This window comes from Streptomyces sp. SirexAA-E (genome assembly GCF_000177195.2).
Classification (GTDB): Bacteria; Actinomycetota; Actinomycetes; order Streptomycetales; family Streptomycetaceae; genus Streptomyces; species Streptomyces flavovirens.
Genome location: NC_015953.1, coordinates 6,263,544 through 6,280,023, shown reverse-complemented (window position 1 = coordinate 6,280,023; position 16,480 = coordinate 6,263,544). Strand labels below are relative to the sequence as shown.

Genomic DNA, 16,480 nt, shown 5'->3' with positions numbered 1-16,480 from the left:
ACACCCTTAGGCACCCCTAGGGGCCGGGCCGGGCGAATTCCCCTCTTCCCTGGGGGTGTCGAAGTCGTACGAACGCCGGACGTAGGAGAGGGAATCGAGCAGTTCCGACGAGGTGACGGTGTGGGCGGGGCGCGCGGCGGTGACGCCGGACAGCGGCATCCTCCCCACGTCCGACCAGCGCAGCCTGCCGTCCTCGGCGATGTAACTCCGGCTCAGTCCCGCGTTGTCCGGATGCAGGCAGTAGGGCACGTCCAGCCGGCCCTCGGCGAACGCCCTCAGCAGTGCGGTCCCGAGGTCGTCGTCCAGGTTCAGCACCGCGTCGACCAGCGCGTACGCCTCGGCGTACGTCTCCGTCGCGGTGCCCTCCAGGGGGTCGGGGCCGGTGCGCGCGGCGACCGCGGCCGCGTATTCCAGCGCGGCCACGTTCTCCGCCACGGAGGGGATGCGCCGGGATTCGGCGACGGTTTTCACGATGAGGCGCTCGGAACCGCTCCCGACGGCCAGTTCGGCGGCCTGCGCGAGCAGTCGGCGGGCGCCGTGCTCGGTTTCCGGGAACAATCCCATGTAGGCGTAGACGACCACATGCCATTCGGTGTCCGAAAGGAACCGCGTGCACAGGCTGCGTAACGCGGCGATCGCCTCGGAGTCCTGACGCCCATTCGTCTGCTGGGCGTAACTCACCGAAATGCTCCGGATTCCGTGCCGGCGGAAGAACAGCGCCTCCAGCACGCTGACCGCGACGAGCAGACCGGGTGGGCAGAGCTGGCCGAGCACACACCCCCCGAAGGTCTCCAGGTGCGGTTCGGCACCGGTCTCGCGGAGCGTGGCGAGCAGTTCGCAGGATTCCGTCCAGTGGGCGACGGACTCGCGCAGGGGGACCCTGCCGTAGGGGAGGCAGTAGGAGACGGGCCCGCCCTCCGAGGCGTCGAGTCCCACGGCCGTCAGCGCCCGGAAGATGTGCTGGGGCGCCGCCGAGCCGTGCCGCACCTGGACCGGGAAGTGCGGGCCGTGGACGCGGTCCAGGACCCGGCGGGTGGTGGCCGTCTCGTGGCTCACCAGCGGGTAGCCGTTGAGGTCGACCCCTTCGAGGACGGCGAGTTGCGCCGACTCCAGGTCACCGACCCGGGTGTAGCTGTCCAGGGTGAGGGTGCCGACGGTCGTCGCGTCGGCGTCCCGGGTGGCGAGCAGCCCGGCGCGCATGCGCTCCGGGTTGCTCATGCCCATCCGGGGCTGCACGACCAGCCGCCCGGCGTCGTGGGCCCGGCGCACGAACGCGCCGAATCCGGCACCGGTCACACCAGGGCCCGCTGGGGCAGGGCTTCGAGCATCCGGCGGAAGGCCGCGATGCCGTCGGCGGTGTCCCCGAACACCGCGTCGTAGCCGGCGGCGCGCAGTGCGGCCGCCTCCTCGTCGCCGCAGGGGCCGGCGATGCCGAGCTTGCCTCCGATGACGACGGGCACACCGCCGAGGCCGGGGGTCTCGCGCAGCCGGGTGACGGTGCGCATGCCGTCGTGGTAGCCGTGTCCGTTGACGCTGCTGACCACGACCAGTGCGGGGTCGTGCGCCAGGGCCTCGCCGATCAGCAGGTCCTCGGGGACGCAGGGGCCCAGGTTGACGACCCGGTGGCCGTGCTCCTCGATGAGGAGCTGGAGGTAGACCAGGTTCCAGGTGTGCGAGTCCGAGATGCCTCCCGCCACGAGCACGGGCCGGTCGCCGGGGGTGGGGGTGAGGGGATTGCTCATCACAGGGCCTGTCCGTGTTCGTAGGTTCGGGTGTGCTCGATGCGGGAGACGGAGACGAGGTCGTCGCCGCGGACGACGATCTCCGCCGGGGCGGGCCTGCCGAGGAACATCAGCAGACTGGCGGTGGGTCCGTAGGACCCGGCGTTGGGGACGGTCAGCAGGTCGCCGGGGGCCGGGTCCGAGAGCGGGACCTGCCGTCCGAGCAGGTCGCCGGGGGTGCACAGCGGACCGGCGAGGTGGGCCGGGACGCCGTCGGTGCCGACGGACTCGTGCGGTTCGACGGAGACGGGCAGGATGCGGCCGAGACCGGACATGCCGCCGAAGGTGTTGATGCCGGCGTCGAGGACGACGTAGCGGGTGCCGCGGCTGTCCTTGACGTTGACGACGCTGGTGAGCAGGGTGCCGCTGTCGGCGACCAGGTACCGCCCCGACTCGCAGGCGATGCGCGGGGCGCCCTCGCGCCAGCCGGGGAAGTGCTCGTCGAGCGATGTGGCCAGGGCATCGCGGAGTTCGCCGTAGACGGGCCGGTCTCCCTGTACCGCGTACGGTGCCGCGAAGCCGCCGCCGAGGTCGACGATGCGGAAGTCGACGCCCAGTTCCCGCTGGAGTGCGGAGGCGGTGGCGATGGTGTGCCGGAACTCGGCGATGAGGCTCGCCTCGTCCTTGGCGTTGCTCAGCGGGAAGAAGTGCAGTCCGGCCAGGGTGGTGCCGGGGACGTCGCGCAGTTCGGCGGCGAGGCCGGGCAGGGTCTCGCCGTCGAAGCCGAACTGCGAGGGCACCCCGGTCATGCGGATGCTGGTGGCCGCGGCCCCGGTGGCGTTGTTGACCCGGATGAGGCAGTCGGCGGTGATGCCGAGCCGCACGGCCGTCTCACCCACGTGCCGCAGGTCGCCGGGCGACTCCACGGAGAAGGTGCGCACGCCCCGGGCCATGGCCTCGGCCAGCTCCTCGGTGGTCTTGCCGGGGCCGGTGTAGAGGATCTCGGTGCCTTCGTAGCCGGCCCGCAGGACGGCGTCGAGTTCCCCGACGGAGCTGATCTCCGCGCGGCAGACGCGGGGGCCGCCGGTGCGCATCTCGCGCAGGATCTCGGGGTGCGGGTTGGCCTTGGCCGCGTAGTACACGGCGACCTCGTCGGGCAGCGCGGCGAACAGTTCGTCCCGCGCGGCCGCGACCCGGTCCAGGTCGTAGACGTAGGAGGGTGTGCCGAAGCGCCGGGCGAGGTCGGTGGTACCGGTCACGGCGTGGTTCCTTCCAGAAGGCGGACGAGCTGCTTGCGGTCGTGCTTGCCGTGCGCGGTCAGCGGCAGTTCGTCGACGACGCGGCTGACGCCGGGCACCTTGGCGGGCTCCAGCCGCAGGGACAGCTCCCTCAGGAGCACGTGCGGATCGATGCCGCCCTCGGCGAACACCGCGAGGTCGCGGCCGGGGGCGGGCGGCAGCACGGCGGCGGCGCGGACACCGGGCACGTCCACGGCGGCGGCCTCGATCTCGGTGGTGCTCATCCGGACGCCCTTGTGCTTGAACATGTCGTCCCGGCGGCCCTCGTAGTACAGGTAGCCGTCCTCGTCGACGTGCCCGTAGTCACCGGTGTGCAGCCGCAGTCCACCGCCGGGTGCGGGCCGGAAGGCGCGTGCGGTCTGCTCCGGCGCGCGCCAGTAGCCGGGCATGACGTGGGGGCCCTCGACGACGATCTCCCCGGTCCGCCAGGGCGGCAGCGCGTTGCCGTCGTCGTCGACGGCGAAGGCGCGGGTGCCGGGCAGCGGGCGGCCGACCGACTCGGGCCGGACGTCCTGCTGGTCCGGCGGCAGGACGGAGACGCGCTTGCACTCGGTCTGGCCGAACTGGATGACCACCTCGGATCCGGGGAAGGCCGTGCGGAGCCCGTCGGCGGTGGGCTTCGGCAGCGCGGCCCCGGTGTTGGTGAACATGCGGACGGTGGAGTCCTGCCGCGGTTCGCGTTCGGCCAGCGCGCAGATCATGGTGGCCAGGGACGGCACGATGGGGACGACGGTGGCCCCGGTCTCCCGGATGCGGCGCAGCAGCACCAGGTCGGACTCCCCGTCGGCGAGCACCAGTTCACTGCGGCCGGCCGCGGTGAGCAGCACCTTGTAGAGGCCGTAGTCCCAGGAGATGGGGAAGCGGCAGAAGACGACGTCGTCCGGGCGGTAGCCGAGTTCGAGGTTGATGGCCTCGGTGGCGAAGACCATCCGGCCGTGCGGGCAGACGACGGCCTTGGGGGCCGCGGTGGAGCCGGAGGTGTAGACGAGGACGGCGAGGTCGTCGCTTCGGACCGGAGCGCCGTCGCCCCGGGCCTCCTTGTCCCGCAGGTCGGTGACGGCCCGCCAGACCTCGTCCAGGCCGAGGACGGTGACCGGCCCGGCGAGCGCGGAGACCCGGGCCACGGCGGGGTCGGCGACGATCACGAGCGACGGCTCGGAGTTCTCGGCGACGGCCCGCAGGTGGTAGTCCCTCATGCCGGTGTTGACGGGGACGAGGACGGCGCCGCGGCGGGCGGTGCCGTACAGCAGCGCGACGAGCTCCCGGGTGCTGGCCAGCTGCACCAGGACCCGGTCGCCGTGGCCGATGCCCTGGGCCTGGAGCCAGGCGTCGACGGCGTGGCTCCAGGCGGTGAGTTCCCGGTAGGTCCATCGCCCGGTGGCGTCGGCGACCGCCGCCGCGTCGGGGTACTCGGCGGTGGCCTCGTCGAGCAGGTCGTGCACCCGGGCATCGGTGCGGGCCTGTGCTGTCGGTTGACCGTTCACTGCTACTCCTGCCGTCCTTCGGTCCTGCTCCCGGCACCGGCGGTCTGCTGCCGCAGGGCCGTGGCGCGGGAGACGAGCTGCCTGCGGTCGGTCTTGCGGTTGGGGTTGAGCGGGAGCGCGTTCAGGTGGTGGTAGGCCCGGGGGACGACCGCGGCCGGCAGCAGTCCCCTCAGGTGGCGGGCGAGCCGGGCCGGCGGCACCGGGTCGCCGGTGTGGAAGACGGCGAGTTCGACCGTGCCGTCCACGGGGACGGCGACGGTCGCCGCGTCCTCGACGCCCGGGCAGGCGCGTACCGCGGCGTCGACCTCGGCCAGTTCCGTCCGGATGCCGTGCACCTGGACCTGGGCGTCCTGGCGGCCCAGGTACAGCAGGCCGTCGCCGTCGGTGCGGCGGACCCGGTCGCCGGTGCGGTAGTAGCGCAGGCCGTCGCGCTCCAGGAAGCGTCCGGTGTCGTCGGCCGGGTCGAGGTAGCCGGGGGTCAGCTGCGGTCCGGCGACGCACAGTTCGCCCTCGCCGGTGGTGCTCGGCGCGTCGTCGGCGTCCAGCAGCAGCACCGTGTGGCCCTCGTGGACGGCCCCGATCGGCACATGGTCGTGCAGGTGCCGGCCGCCGGGCCGCCATCGGTGCGCGGTGACGGTGACGGTCAGTTCGGTGGGTCCGTACAGGTTCTCCAGCACCGTGCCGGGGGCCGCGGCCGCCCAGTCGTCGGCGTCCCGGCAGGTGAGCGCCTCCCCCGCGAAGAGGCTCCGGCGCAGCGGGGAGAGCGCACCGGGTGCGAGACCGCCGGTGCGCCGCACCAGGGTGATCGCGCTGGGGGTGGAGAACCACACGGTGATGCCCTGCTCGGCCACGAACTCCGGCAGCCGGGCGTAGGCCCGCGCGGGGACCGGTACGACGGTGGCGCCGGCGCCCCAGGCGCAGAACAGGTCGAACATCGCGCAGTCGAAGTTGAGGTCGAAGGTCTGCGAGAAGACGTCCTCGGGCCCGAAGTCGTACCGCGCGTCGAGCAGCGAGAAGTAGTGCGCGGTGTTGGCGTGGGTGACCGGCACGCCCTTGGGCCGTCCGGTGGAGCCCGAGGTGAACAGGACGTAGGCGATGTCGGACGGCCTGGCCGGCATCGGTGCCTTCAGCGCGCTGTCGGGGTCGACGCCGAGTTCCGGCATCGGCCGGCCACCGGGGGCGAACAGGGTCGGCAGGGTGACGCCGTCCTCGTGCAGCGCGGTCAGCGCGGGCAGCGCGTCGTCGTCGGCGAGCAGCGCCTCCACACCGGCGGCCTCGATCATCTGCCGGGTGCGGGCGGCGGGAAAGGCCGGCTGCAGGGGGACGACGGTGACCCCGCTGTAGAGGCCCGCCAGCAGACTCGTGTACGCGGAGGGGCCCTTGCCGGCCAGCACACCCACGGCGGCCGGCCGGCCGGGGAACCCGGCCAGCAGGGAGCCGGCGAGCACCAGGGCCCGCTCGTGCAGCTCGCGGTAGGTGAGAGAGGCGCCCTCGGCCCGCAGCGCGGGCCGGTCGGGCGCCAGGGCCAGCCCGCGCAGGAAGCGTCCGGACAGGGCTTGGTCCATGGTGGCGTCCAAGGGGTCCGTCCCGTCAGCTCGTGGCGCGCTGGAGCATGCCCTCGACGGTCTCCCACAGCACGCCCGCGCTGCGGAAGGTGTCCATGGTCAGCGCGCTGTCGCGGAAGCGCACCTGGTACGCCTCCTCCAGCAGGCCGAGCAGCTGGACGGTCCCCAGCGAGTCCAGGCCGAGGTCCTTGAGCTCGTGGTCGGCGGTGAGCGGCTCCTGCGGGGGCAGGAACGGCAGGAAGGGGCGGAGTATCTCTTCGAACTGGTCGTCCCACATGGAAAGCCTCCTGCGGATGAGCGGATGGGGGGTCAGGCGGCGCGCGTGAGGCGCCGGGGGGTCATCGCCAGGCGTGGCTGCGCGGCGACGACGTCGAAGGTGCGGACGGTGCCGGGTACCCGGCCGAAGAGGCTGTCGGGGCCGGCGACGCACAGGCGCCGGACTCCGGACTCCCGCAGCGCGGTGGTGACGCTCGGCCAGCTCATGGGGTGGTCGAAGGAGTCGAGCAGCATGGTGCGCAGCTCCTCGCCCGTGTGCAGCAGCCTGCCGTCCTGATCGGCGACGACCGGCAGTGCGGGATCGGCGAAGGTGTAGCGGGAGACCACCTCGCGTTCCGCCTTGGCGCGCAGGGGCGCGAACGCCGACGCGTGCATGGGGGGACGCATGGTGTACAGGGGCAGGCTGCCGATGGCGCGCAGCCGTTCCCGCATCCACTCCACCCGTTGTTCGGCCAGGGAGACCATCCAGAAGCCGTCGTCGATGTGGCAGGAGATCTCGTGCCACTCCCCCGCCTCGTCGAGTTCGGCGAGGATCGCGTCCAGTTCCTCGCGCGGGGCGCGGACGAAGGACAGGGTGACGATGTCGCGGTGGTGGTCGGCGAAGTAGGCCTCCAGGCACCGGGCGATCTCGGCGGTGAGCCGGATGGCGTCGGGCAGGTCGAGGGCGCCGGTGTAGGCGAGGGCCGCCTTCTCCCCGAAGCTGGGGCCGGCGACGATCTCGGGGGCGATGTCCAGGTGCTCGCGGGCCCAGTGGGCGCTGGCCAGGCAGTTCACGAAGAACGCGACCTGAGCGGCCTCCGAGTAGTCGCCCTCGGCGCGGCGGTAGGCGTCCACCAGCGAGTAGCCGAGGGTGTCGTCGGCGACGGCGACCAGCTCACGGGCCTGGGGGCAGGCGACCATGAAGCGGCCCACCTCGGCGAACGGGACGGGTCCCATCCCGGGGAAGACGAGAGCGGTGTGGTACGCCATGGCGGTGTCTCCGCCCCCTTTCACGGTGGTCCGCGGCGGCCGCGCGGCGCGGTGGGTCACAGGCCGGCGAGGAAGTCGGTGAGCACCTCGAAGAACCGGTCGGGTTCCTCCAGGTGCGGCAGGTGGCTGGACTCCTCGAAGATCTCCCAGCGGGCCCCGGGGACCCGGTCCGCGTAGGGCTGGACGACGGCCGGGGTGGCCTCGTCGTGGCGGCCGCTCAGGAGCAGGGTGGGTGTGCGGATGGTGTCCAGTTCGTCGACGATCGACCAGTCCTTCAGGGAACCGATCACATGGAACTCGGTGGGCCCGTTCATGGCGTAGTAGACCGTCGGGTCGTTGTAGATCTCCATGAAGGAGGAGAGGAAGTCCCGGGGCCACGGGGTGAGGCGGCACACGTGGCGGTCGTAGAAGACCCGCATCGCGGCCAGGTACTCCTCCGTGTCGTAGGTGCCGTCCCTCTCGTGCCGCACCAGGGCCTCCTGCACGTCGGACGGCAGGGCGGCCCGCAGCCGGGCCATCTCCTGGAGCCAGACGGGGTACGAGGCGGGCGCGTTGGCGACGACCAGGCCGCGCAGACCGGGCGGGCGGCCCATGGCGTGGCGGGCGCTCAGCGGTCCGCCCCACGACTGCCCGAACAGGACGTAGTCGTCGGCGACGCCCAGTTCCCGTACGAGGTTGGCGAGTTCGTCGAGGAACAGGTCGACGGTCCAGAAGTCCGTCGCCGCATCGGGAAGATGGGTGGAGCCGCCGTTGCCCAGCTGGTCGTAGTGGACGACCGGCCAGCCGTCGTCGGCGAGGCGGGCCAGCGGCAGCAGGTAGTCGTGCGTGCTGCCGGGTCCTCCGTGCACGACGACTACGGCGGGGCGCCCGGCCCCGAGTTCGCCGGTCACCCGGTACCAGGTCCGGTACTCCCCGAAGGGGACGGTGCCCTTGACGCTGGGCACGAGACCCTGCGGACGGGGTTTCACGGACACGCTGATCACCTCTACTCGGCTGCGGAGTGCGGCGGCCGTCCGGTCAGGGGGCCGGCGGGGACCGCGGAGCGTGCGGGGCGGGAGGATCCGAGCTTCCGTCCTGGTCCGCAGCCGACGCTAACCGTCGTCCGGACGTTCGACGGACCCCTAACCGCCCCTAGTGGTACGGGGAGTGACGGGCGCCACGGCCGCCCCCCGCCGGGGCCCGGAGCACTAGGGGCGCGTAGGGGTGGGCCGCCCGGGGCCACGCTCCCTAGCGTGCGGGAAACGGCCGGCCGCACCGCGCCGGCGCCGAGCCCGGACCCCTTCCCCGGGTGCCGGCGCACCCCGATCCCTCCCGCGCGAAGAGGACATCATGACTGCACCTGCCGAAGCGGCCAACGAGGACGCACTCCCTGAGTTCCCGATGCCGCGGGCCTGCCCCTTCAGTCCGCCCGCCGCCTACACCGGGCTGCGCGAGACGGAGCCGGTCTCCCGGGCGCGGCTCAAGGTCGACGGCAAGCCGACCTGGCTGGTCACCCGCCACGACCTGTACAAGAAGGTGCTCGGCGACTCGCGGGTGAGCGCGAACCTGAAGCTGCCGGGCTATCCGCTCCAGGTGCCGGTGCCCCAGGAGACGCTCCAGTCGGTGCCGCTCACCTTCCTGTCCATGGACCCGCCGGACCACACGGTGCAACGCCGCATGCTGGCACCGGAGTTCAGCGTGCGCCGGATGCGCGAGCTGCGCGAGCGGGTGCAGCAGATCGTGGACCAGCAGATCGACGACATGCTCGCCAAGGGCTGCGACGGTCCGGTGGACCTCGTCACGGCCCTCGCGCTGCCGGTGCCGTCCCTGGTGATCTGCGAACTGCTCGGCGTCCCCTACGACGACCACGCCCGGTTCGAGCAGTGGGCGTGGGCCATCATGAACCACGAGGTCAGCGACGAGGACCGGGGCCTCGCCCACTACGAGCTGGACCGTTACGTCGACGGGCTGGTCACCGCGAAGGAGAGCGAGCCCGGCGACGACATGATCAGCCGGCTGATCGCGTTCAACCGGGAGACCCCGGCGGTGGAGCACTCGGACATCGTCAGCATGTCCAAGCTGATGCTGGTCACCGGTCACGAGACCACCGCGAACATGATCGCCCTCGGTGTGCTGGCCCTGCTGGAGCACCCGGACCAGCTCGCCGCCGTACGCGAGGAGCCCGAGCTGATGCCGCGCGCGGTGGAGGAGCTGCTGCGGCTGTTCTCCATCTCGGACGCCGGTACGGCGCGCGTGGCCATGGAGGACATCGAGCTGGGGGGTGTCACCATCCGCGCCGGTGACGGCATCCTGCCGCTGAACAACGCCGCCAACCACGACGAGAGCGTCTTCCCCGACGCGGACCGGCTGGACGTGCGCCGCGAGGCCCGCAGCCACGTGGCCTTCGGCTACGGCGTCCACCAGTGCGTCGGCCAGAACCTGGCCCGCATGGAGCTCGACGTCGTCTACTCCACGCTGCTGCGCCGGATCCCGACGCTGCGCCTGGCCACGCCGGCCGAGGAGCTGCGGTTCAAGGACGACGCCATCGTCTGGGGCCTGTACGAGCTGCCCGTCACCTGGTGACGCCGGACACCTCCGCCGCGCGCCCTTCCCTGACCCTTCCGTTCGAGAGGCAGCCATGACCCAGTCCGCCGACCCGTCGTCCGAGACGGCGTCACCGTATCCGCAGTTCCCGATGCGACGCGGCTGCCCGTTCGGCGAGCCGGACGAGTACGCCGAGCTGCGCGCGAAGGAGCCCGTGTCCCGTGCCTCGCTCAAGGTGAACGGCAAGCCCACCTGGCTGGTCACCCGGCACCAGGACGTCAAGCAGGTGCTCGGTGACCCGCGGGCGAGCTCCAACCTCAAGCGTCCCGGCTACCCGCACCAGTTCCACATCTCCGAGGAGATGCTGGCCCACGTCCGGCTGATGCTGCTGTCCATGGACCCGCCGGACCACACGGCACAACGCCGCATGCTGATACCGGAGTTCACTGCGCGGCGGGTGAAGGAGATGCGCCCCCGGATCCAGGAGATCGTCGACGAGCGCATCGACGCCATGCTGGCCGCCGAGGGGCCGGTGGACCTGGTCACGGCCCTCGCCCTGCCGGTACCGTCCCTCACCATCTGCGAGTTGCTCGGGGTGCCCTACGAGGACCACGCCCGGTTCGAGACGTGGTCGGCGGCCATGATGAACCACGACCTCAGCCCCGAGGAGTACGGGGCAGCGGTGCAGGCCCTGGACACGTACCTCGACGAGCTGGTCACCCTCAAGGAGAGCGAGCCGGGCGACGACCTGATCAGCCGGTTCCTGGAGAAGAACCGCGCCGAGCAGGTCGCCGACCACGTCGACGTGGTGACCATGGCCCGGATGATGCTGGTGGGCGGCCACGAGACGACGGCCAACATGATCGCCCTCGGCGTACTGGCGCTGCTGGAGCACCCGGACCACCTGGCCGAGCTGCGGGCGGACCCCGCCTTGCTGCCGAACGCGATCGAGGAGTTGCTGCGGGTCTTCTCCATCTCCGACTCGGGCACCGCCCGCGTCGCCGTCGAGGACATCGAGGTGGGGGGTGTCACCATCCGCGCCGGTGAGGGCATCCTCGCCCTGAACAACGCCGCCGACCACGACGAGACGGTCTTCCCCGACCCCGGCACCCTCGACTTCCACCGCCGGGAGGCTCGCAGCCACCTCGCGTTCGGCTACGGGATCCACCAGTGCATGGGAGCGAACCTGGCCCGCGCGGAGCTGGAGATCGTGTACGGCACCCTGCTGCGCCGCGTGCCCGGCCTCCGGCTGGCGGTGCCCGCCGAGGAACTGCGTTTCAAGGACGACGCCATGGTCTACGGCGTCTACGAACTGCCCGTCACCTGGTGACGGCCGAGCCGAACGGAATCCCTGCCATGCGTGTCACCACGGACCGCGACCGGTGCGTGGGCTCCGGCCAGTGCGCGATGCTCAGCCCCGACGTCTTCGACCAGGACGACGACGGTCTCGTCCTCGTCCTCCAGGAGAGGCCGGACGCGGAGCTGCTGGAGGACGTCCACCGGGCGGCGGACCTGTGTCCGTCACGGACCATCCAGGTCACCGGCTGATCCGTCCGTCCCCCGGCGCCGCGGGGCGTGCGGTTCGCGGTGCCGCGGGGGCGGGACCGCCCGCCCCCGCACGACGACGACGACCGAGGACGTGAACCCGTGGTGACGTGGACGATGCGGCAGTACGCCGGTTCCGGCGCCGCCACCGAGGCCAACGCCCGTTGCAAGCACCTGTTGTCCGACGGCGCGGCGGGGCTCTCGGTCGCGTTCGACCTGCCGACCCGGATGGGCCACGACTCGGACGCGCCGATCGCCAGGGGCGAGGTCGGCAGGGCCGGGGTCGCGATCGACTCGATCGACGACATGCGCGTCCTGTTCGCCGGGATCCCGCTGGACAAGGTCGCCACCTCGATGACCGTCGACGCGCCCGCCTCCCTCCTGCTGCTGCTCTACCAACTCGTCGGCGAGGAGCAGGGCGTTGCGGCGGACAGGCTGACCGGCACCGTCCAGAACGACGTGCTCAAGGAGTACATCGCCCGCGGCACCCCCATCTTCCCGCCGAAGCCCTCACTGCGGCTGCTCGCCGACACCTTCGCCTACTGCGAGACCGAGATCCCGCAGTGGAACACGCTCTCGGTCTGCGGCCACACCATGGCGCAGGTCGGTGCCTCGCCCGCGCAGGAGATCGCCTTCGCCCTCGCCGACGGCATCGAGTACGTCCGCACCGCCGTCGCCGCGGGCATCGACGTGGACGCCTTCGCGCCCCGGCTCTCCTTCTGCCTCGGCGCCCGTACGACGGTCCTGGAGGAGGTCGCCACGTCCCGGGCCGCGCGCCGGATCTGGGCGAAGGTGATGCGCGAGGAGTTCGGCGCGAGGAACCCCGCGTCCCTGATGCCGCGCTTCCGTACCCGGACGGCCGGGACACGGCCGGCCGCGCGGCGGCCGGAAGCCGTCGTGGTGCGGCGCCCGCACGCGGTACTCGGCGCCACGCCGTCGCCGCACACCGGCTCCCCCGCCGGGTCCTACGCCGTCGAGGCGATGACCGACGCCGTCGAGGCGGCGACGGTCGCGCTGATGCGGAGGGTCGAGGAGCTCGGCGGGGCCGCCGCCGCCATCGAGGTCGGCTTCCAGAGGAGGGAGATCGAGGGCGCCGTCCCCCGCGTCGCCCGGACGACCGGCTCCGGTGAAGGGGTCGGCGCCGGCCAGCTCCCGCTCGGCGGGGCGGAACCCCGTGCGTCCTTCCGCGCCGGGCCCTCCGTCGAGGCCCGGCAGGGCGAACGCCTCGCCAAACTCCGCGCCTGGCGGGACCAGGACCGGGTGGACCGCCACCTCGCCGGCGTACGGAAGGCCGCGGCCGGGGACGACAGTGTGCTCTACCCGATGAAGGACGCCCTGTCCGCCGGCGCGACCGTGGGCGAGGTCTGCGACGCGTTGCGCGAGATCTGGGGCACCTGCACCCCCGGCACACTCGTCTGACCGCTCCCCCGGGCCGGACCGGGCCGGGAGATCAGGCGGTCGAGGCCCCGGGCCCGGAGGGTGCCGTCCTACGCCCCGTCCGCTCCGGGCCGGGGACCGACGAGGGACTGGGCCTGCTGGAGGAAGAGCGGCAGCCACTGCTCGTAGGAGGCGGTGCCCAGATACTGCAGTGCCGTCTCCGCGTCCTTGCCGACGGGTGTGTGCAGCGGTGTCCCGTGGTCGTCGACGGCGCTCAGGACCGCCTCGGCCACCTCGCCGCAGTCACCGGCGCCCTCTTGGACCCGGGCGAGGAACCGCGCGATCCATGCCCGGTCGGCGGCGTACGGGTCGGCCGGGGACGGTTGCGACGGGGCGGCGCCCGCGGTGCCGTCGCGGTTGATGCGGGAGGCGTAGCTGCCGGGCTCCAGGCACACCACGCGGATCCCGAAGGGTGCCACCTCCGCGGACAGGGCTTCGCTGAGCGTACCCAGGGCCGCCTTGCTGGCGGCGTAGAAACCGCCGTGCGGCACGGCGAACGTACGGCCGGCGAGGGAGGACACGTTGACGATGACGCCGCTGCCGCGGGCGCGCATGCCGGGCAGCACCGCGCGCACGGTGCGCAGCGGCCCCCAGAGGTTGGTCTCCAGCACGGCGCGCGCCTCGTCCTGCGGCATGGTCTCGACGGGCCCGGTGCGGTCGATGCCCGCGTTGTTGACCAGTACGTCGATGGCGCCGTGCCGTTCCAGTACCCCGCCGACGGCTGCGGCGACCGAGGCGTCGTCGGTGACGTCGAGCCGGGGCACGTCCAGGGTGAGGCCCTCCGCCGTGGCGCGGCGGAGCAGTTCACCGGCGGATTCGGGATCGCGCACACAGGCGTGGACCCGGTCCCCCCTGCGGGCGAACGCCAGCGCGGTCTCCAGTCCGATACCGCTGCTGCAACCGGTGATGAGGACCGACGTCATGAGGTACCGCCTGCTTTCCGGGCGTCGGCTGAAGGGAGTCGACCGGCAGCCTATGAACGGGCCCTCGCGGCGACAGCCCCTAGGCACCCCTATGGCGGAAGGGTGGGCGGTGCCCGCGCCGCCGTCCTGACGACGCGGGCACCGCCCGTCCCACCCTGTGTCGGGCGCGGCCCGGCCGGCGTGCAGCTGACCTTCCTCTCCTCCCGTGACGTACTCTCGCCGTCCGGGGGGAAGGGTGATCACCGGCTGCCGCCGGGCGGGCCGGGCCGTGGTCCTAGGTCGTGTTCCGCAGGTCCCGACCGCCCGGCAGCACCGGCCCCTGTCGCGCCGTGGAGACGCCCGTCGCCTCGGTCTTCGGGTTGCGCCGCTGCCGTCTGGCCACCCAGGTGGCGAACCAGGAGAGCAACATGCACATGCCGATGTAGATGGGCGAGATCACCATGACCACCGGGATGAACGGCAGGTCGTAGTCGAGGTTCGACGCGATCAGCTTGCCCGCGTGGAGGAACTCCTCGTACGTGATCAGGTAGCCCAGGGACGTGTCCTTCAGGGCCACCACCAGCTGGCTGATGATGGTCGGCAGCATGGCTCGCACCGCCTGCGGGGCCAGGACGTGGGTGGTGACCTGGGTCTTGCGCATGCCCAGCGCGTACGCGGCCTCCCGCTGCCCCCGCTCCACCGAGTTGATGCCGGTGCGGAACACCTCGGCGAGCACGGAGCCGTTGTAGAGGGTCAGGCCGGCCACCAGCGCGGGCAGCGGCTGCACCTTCAGAGCGACGAAGATGAAAAAGATCATCACCAGCACCGGCATGGCCCGGAAGAACTCGACCAGCAGGGTGGAGAGCCAGCGCACCGGCCGGTGGACGGAGAGCCGGCCGACGGCGAGTACGGCGCCGAGCGCCAGGGAGAGCACAGCCGCGTACGCGAAGGCCTTGAGGGTGTTGCCCAGGCCGCGCAGCAGCAGTTCCTGGATGCCCTTGTAGGTGAAGGGCGTCCACTTCTGGCCGGTGAACTGATCGGTGGCGAAGAGCAGGTGGAGGACCCAGGCGATCAGTGCGGCGATCACCAGCACCGAGGCGACCCCGTAGGCGAGGTGCCGTTTGCGGGTTGCGGGCCCCGGGATGTCGTAGAGCGCGGTGGCGTGCGCGGTGGAACGGGTCATCGGGCGACTCCCCAGCGCTTCTCCATGAGGTTGAAGAGCGCACTGATGGCGAGGGTGATGATCAGGTAGCCGACGGCGATCCAGACGAAGGACCAGATGATGCTGTAGCCCAGCTCGTTGAGGGTCTTGTAGGTGCCGAGCAGTTCGGTGACGCTGAAGGCCCCGGCGATGGCGGAGTTCTTGGCCAGCGCGATGAGCGTCGAGCCGACCGGCGGGATCACCGACCGGAAGGCCTGGGGCAGCACGACGTTGCTCAGCGTCTGGCTGAACGACATCCCGAGGCTGCGGGCGGCCTCGCCCTGCCCGGTGGGCACGGTGTTGATGCCGGAACGCAGGGCCTCGCAGATGAACGCGGAGGTGTAGCAGCCGAGCGCCAGGACGGCGAAGAGCTGGAAGGGCAGCACGAGTCCGAAGCGCGGCAGTCCCAGCAGCACGGCGAAGAACAGCAGGGTCAGCGGGGTGTTGCGGAGCACCGCCACCCAGACCGTGCCGATCGCCCGGAGGGAGCTGACGGGTGCGACCCGGAAGGAGGCCATGACGAAGCCGAGCGCCAGCGCCAGGAGGGAGGCGTAGACGGTGAGTTCGACGGTGCCGAGGAAGCCCTTGCCGTAGAGCGAGAAGTTGTCTGTCAGTACGTCCATGGTGGTGGCCGGCCCCTCAGTTCGCCGGGTAGCGGTCGATGGGCGGGGGTTTCGGCGCGGGTACCCCGGACAGGCCCAGGGTCGCCTCGAAGGCCTTCTTCCAGTTCCCGTTCTTCTCGTTCGCCTCCAGGGCGTCGTCGAGGGCGAGGCGCAGCGCGTTGTCACTGCGTGGGACACCGATGCCGTAGGGCTCCTCGGAGAACGGCTTGCCGACGACCTTCATCTCGTCCGGTGCCTTCGCGGCGAAGCCGAGCAGGATCGCGTCGTCGGTGGTGACGGCGTCGACCTGGAAGGTCAGCAGGTTGTCGACGCAGATCGAGTAGGTGTCGTAGGCGACGAGCTTCGCCTTCGGGTAGTCGGCGGCGATGCGCTGGTACGGGGTGGATCCGGCGGCCGAGCAGACGGTCTTGCCGGCCAGGTCCTGCGGGCCGTGGATGTCGTTCTCGTCGGTGCGGACGAGGAGTCCCTGCCCGGCCATGTAGTAGGGCCCGGCGAAGCCGACGATCTTCTTGCGCATGTCGTTGATGGTGTAGGTGCCGACGTAGTAGTCGATCTGCCCGTTCTGGAGTGCCGTCTCGCGGTTGGCGGAGGCGATGGTCCGGAAGCGGATCTTCTTCGGTTCGAAGCCGAGGGAGGCGGCCATCATCCGGGCGATCTCGATGTCGAAACCGGAGTAGACGCCGCTGGCCGGGTCCTTCTCGCCCAGGTAGGGCTGGTCCTCCTTGGCACCGACGACGAGGTAGCCGCGCCGGTGGGCCTTGCGCCAGGTCGGGGACTTCGGCAGCTGGAAGCCGGTGTCGGCCCTGTAGGTGGGCAGCCGGTCGGTGCGGGGGCCCTTGACCGGCGGGCTGCCCTCCCTGCCGCAGCCCGCGGCGAGTGCGGCGAGCAGGAGGCCGGCGAGCACGGCCGCGATGTTCTTCGTACGCAACACGGTGC

16 protein-coding genes are annotated in these 16,480 nt (G+C 71.9%); 4 read left to right on the top strand and 12 right to left on the bottom strand.

What is annotated here, in order from left to right:
- Nucleotides 1-6: 6 nt before the first annotated feature.
- The 8 genes from SACTE_RS27685 to SACTE_RS27650 are packed head-to-tail and all read right to left on the bottom strand — an operon-like array spanning nt 7 to nt 8,287.
- On the bottom strand, nt 7-1,296 hold the full coding sequence (locus SACTE_RS27685; RefSeq protein ID WP_014049316.1) for a methylaspartate mutase: 1,290 nt from the start codon (nt 1,294-1,296) through the stop codon (nt 7-9).
- Nucleotides 1,293-1,742 carry a cobalamin-dependent protein gene (locus SACTE_RS27680; protein ID WP_014049315.1) on the bottom strand — a complete coding sequence of 150 codons (450 nt, stop codon included), beginning with the start codon at nt 1,740-1,742 and terminating at the stop codon, nt 1,293-1,295. Before SACTE_RS27680 ends, SACTE_RS27685 begins: the two co-directional genes overlap by 4 nt.
- Nucleotides 1,742-2,980 (bottom strand): decarboxylase, encoded by a 1,239-nt coding sequence (locus SACTE_RS27675; protein WP_014049314.1) that lies wholly within the window; start codon nt 2,978-2,980, stop codon nt 1,742-1,744. The genes SACTE_RS27680 and SACTE_RS27675 overlap by 1 nt, the downstream gene beginning before the upstream one ends.
- Nucleotides 2,977-4,503, bottom strand: coding sequence for an AMP-binding protein (locus tag SACTE_RS27670; RefSeq protein ID WP_014049313.1), 1,527 nt, complete (start codon nt 4,501-4,503; stop codon nt 2,977-2,979). Before SACTE_RS27670 ends, SACTE_RS27675 begins: the two co-directional genes overlap by 4 nt.
- Nucleotides 4,504-4,505: 2 nt before the next feature.
- A complete protein-coding gene (locus SACTE_RS27665) occupies nt 4,506-6,068 on the bottom strand; it encodes an AMP-binding protein (protein ID WP_014049312.1) in 1,563 nt (520 codons plus the stop codon).
- A 25-nt stretch (nt 6,069-6,093) separates the two neighbouring features.
- Nucleotides 6,094-6,345, bottom strand: a complete 252-nt coding sequence (locus SACTE_RS27660; RefSeq protein WP_014049311.1) for a phosphopantetheine-binding protein — start codon at nt 6,343-6,345, stop codon at nt 6,094-6,096.
- A gap of 32 nt (nt 6,346-6,377) precedes the next feature.
- Entirely contained in the window at nt 6,378-7,313 is a 936-nt protein-coding gene (locus SACTE_RS27655; RefSeq protein WP_014049310.1) for an ACP S-malonyltransferase, read from the bottom strand.
- 56 nt (nt 7,314-7,369) lie between these two features.
- Entirely contained in the window at nt 7,370-8,287 is a 918-nt protein-coding gene (locus tag SACTE_RS27650; protein WP_014049309.1) for a proline iminopeptidase-family hydrolase, read from the bottom strand.
- Between the two features lie 355 nt (nt 8,288-8,642).
- Here SACTE_RS27650 and SACTE_RS27645 point away from each other — a divergent pair, with 355 nt between their 5' ends.
- The 4 genes from SACTE_RS27645 to SACTE_RS27630 all read left to right on the top strand — a co-directional run bounded on the left by SACTE_RS27645 (nt 8,643) and on the right by SACTE_RS27630 (nt 12,800).
- Nucleotides 8,643-9,875, top strand: a complete 1,233-nt coding sequence (locus SACTE_RS27645) for a cytochrome P450 (RefSeq protein WP_014049308.1) — start codon at nt 8,643-8,645, stop codon at nt 9,873-9,875.
- Nucleotides 9,876-9,930: 55 nt separating this feature from the next.
- On the top strand, nt 9,931-11,166 hold the full coding sequence (locus SACTE_RS27640; RefSeq protein WP_014049307.1) for a cytochrome P450: 1,236 nt from the start codon (nt 9,931-9,933) through the stop codon (nt 11,164-11,166).
- Nucleotides 11,167-11,192: 26 nt separating this feature from the next.
- Nucleotides 11,193-11,384: a ferredoxin gene (locus SACTE_RS27635; protein ID WP_014049306.1), complete on the top strand. Its 192-nt coding sequence runs from the start codon at nt 11,193-11,195 to the stop codon at nt 11,382-11,384.
- 114 nt (nt 11,385-11,498) lie between these two features.
- Nucleotides 11,499-12,800 (top strand): methylmalonyl-CoA mutase family protein, encoded by a 1,302-nt coding sequence (locus tag SACTE_RS27630; protein ID WP_202435242.1) that lies wholly within the window; start codon nt 11,499-11,501, stop codon nt 12,798-12,800.
- Between the two features lie 68 nt (nt 12,801-12,868).
- Here SACTE_RS27630 and SACTE_RS27625 read toward each other — a convergent pair whose 3' ends face one another.
- The 4 genes from SACTE_RS27625 to SACTE_RS27610 all read right to left on the bottom strand — a co-directional run bounded on the left by SACTE_RS27625 (nt 12,869) and on the right by SACTE_RS27610 (nt 16,472).
- The gene (locus tag SACTE_RS27625) at nt 12,869-13,741 is read right to left on the bottom strand and encodes an SDR family oxidoreductase (RefSeq protein WP_014049304.1); all 873 of its coding nucleotides are present in this window, start codon (nt 13,739-13,741) and stop codon (nt 12,869-12,871) included.
- Nucleotides 13,742-14,015: 274 nt separating this feature from the next.
- Nucleotides 14,016-14,903 carry an amino acid ABC transporter permease gene (locus SACTE_RS27620; RefSeq protein WP_014049303.1) on the bottom strand — a complete coding sequence of 296 codons (888 nt, stop codon included), beginning with the start codon at nt 14,901-14,903 and terminating at the stop codon, nt 14,016-14,018.
- On the bottom strand, nt 14,900-15,544 hold the full coding sequence (locus tag SACTE_RS27615; RefSeq protein ID WP_014049302.1) for an amino acid ABC transporter permease: 645 nt from the start codon (nt 15,542-15,544) through the stop codon (nt 14,900-14,902). Before SACTE_RS27615 ends, SACTE_RS27620 begins: the two co-directional genes overlap by 4 nt.
- A 16-nt stretch (nt 15,545-15,560) precedes the next feature.
- On the bottom strand, nt 15,561-16,472 hold the full coding sequence (locus SACTE_RS27610; RefSeq protein ID WP_019993057.1) for a glutamate ABC transporter substrate-binding protein: 912 nt from the start codon (nt 16,470-16,472) through the stop codon (nt 15,561-15,563).
- Between the last annotated feature and the right edge of the window lie 8 nt (nt 16,473-16,480).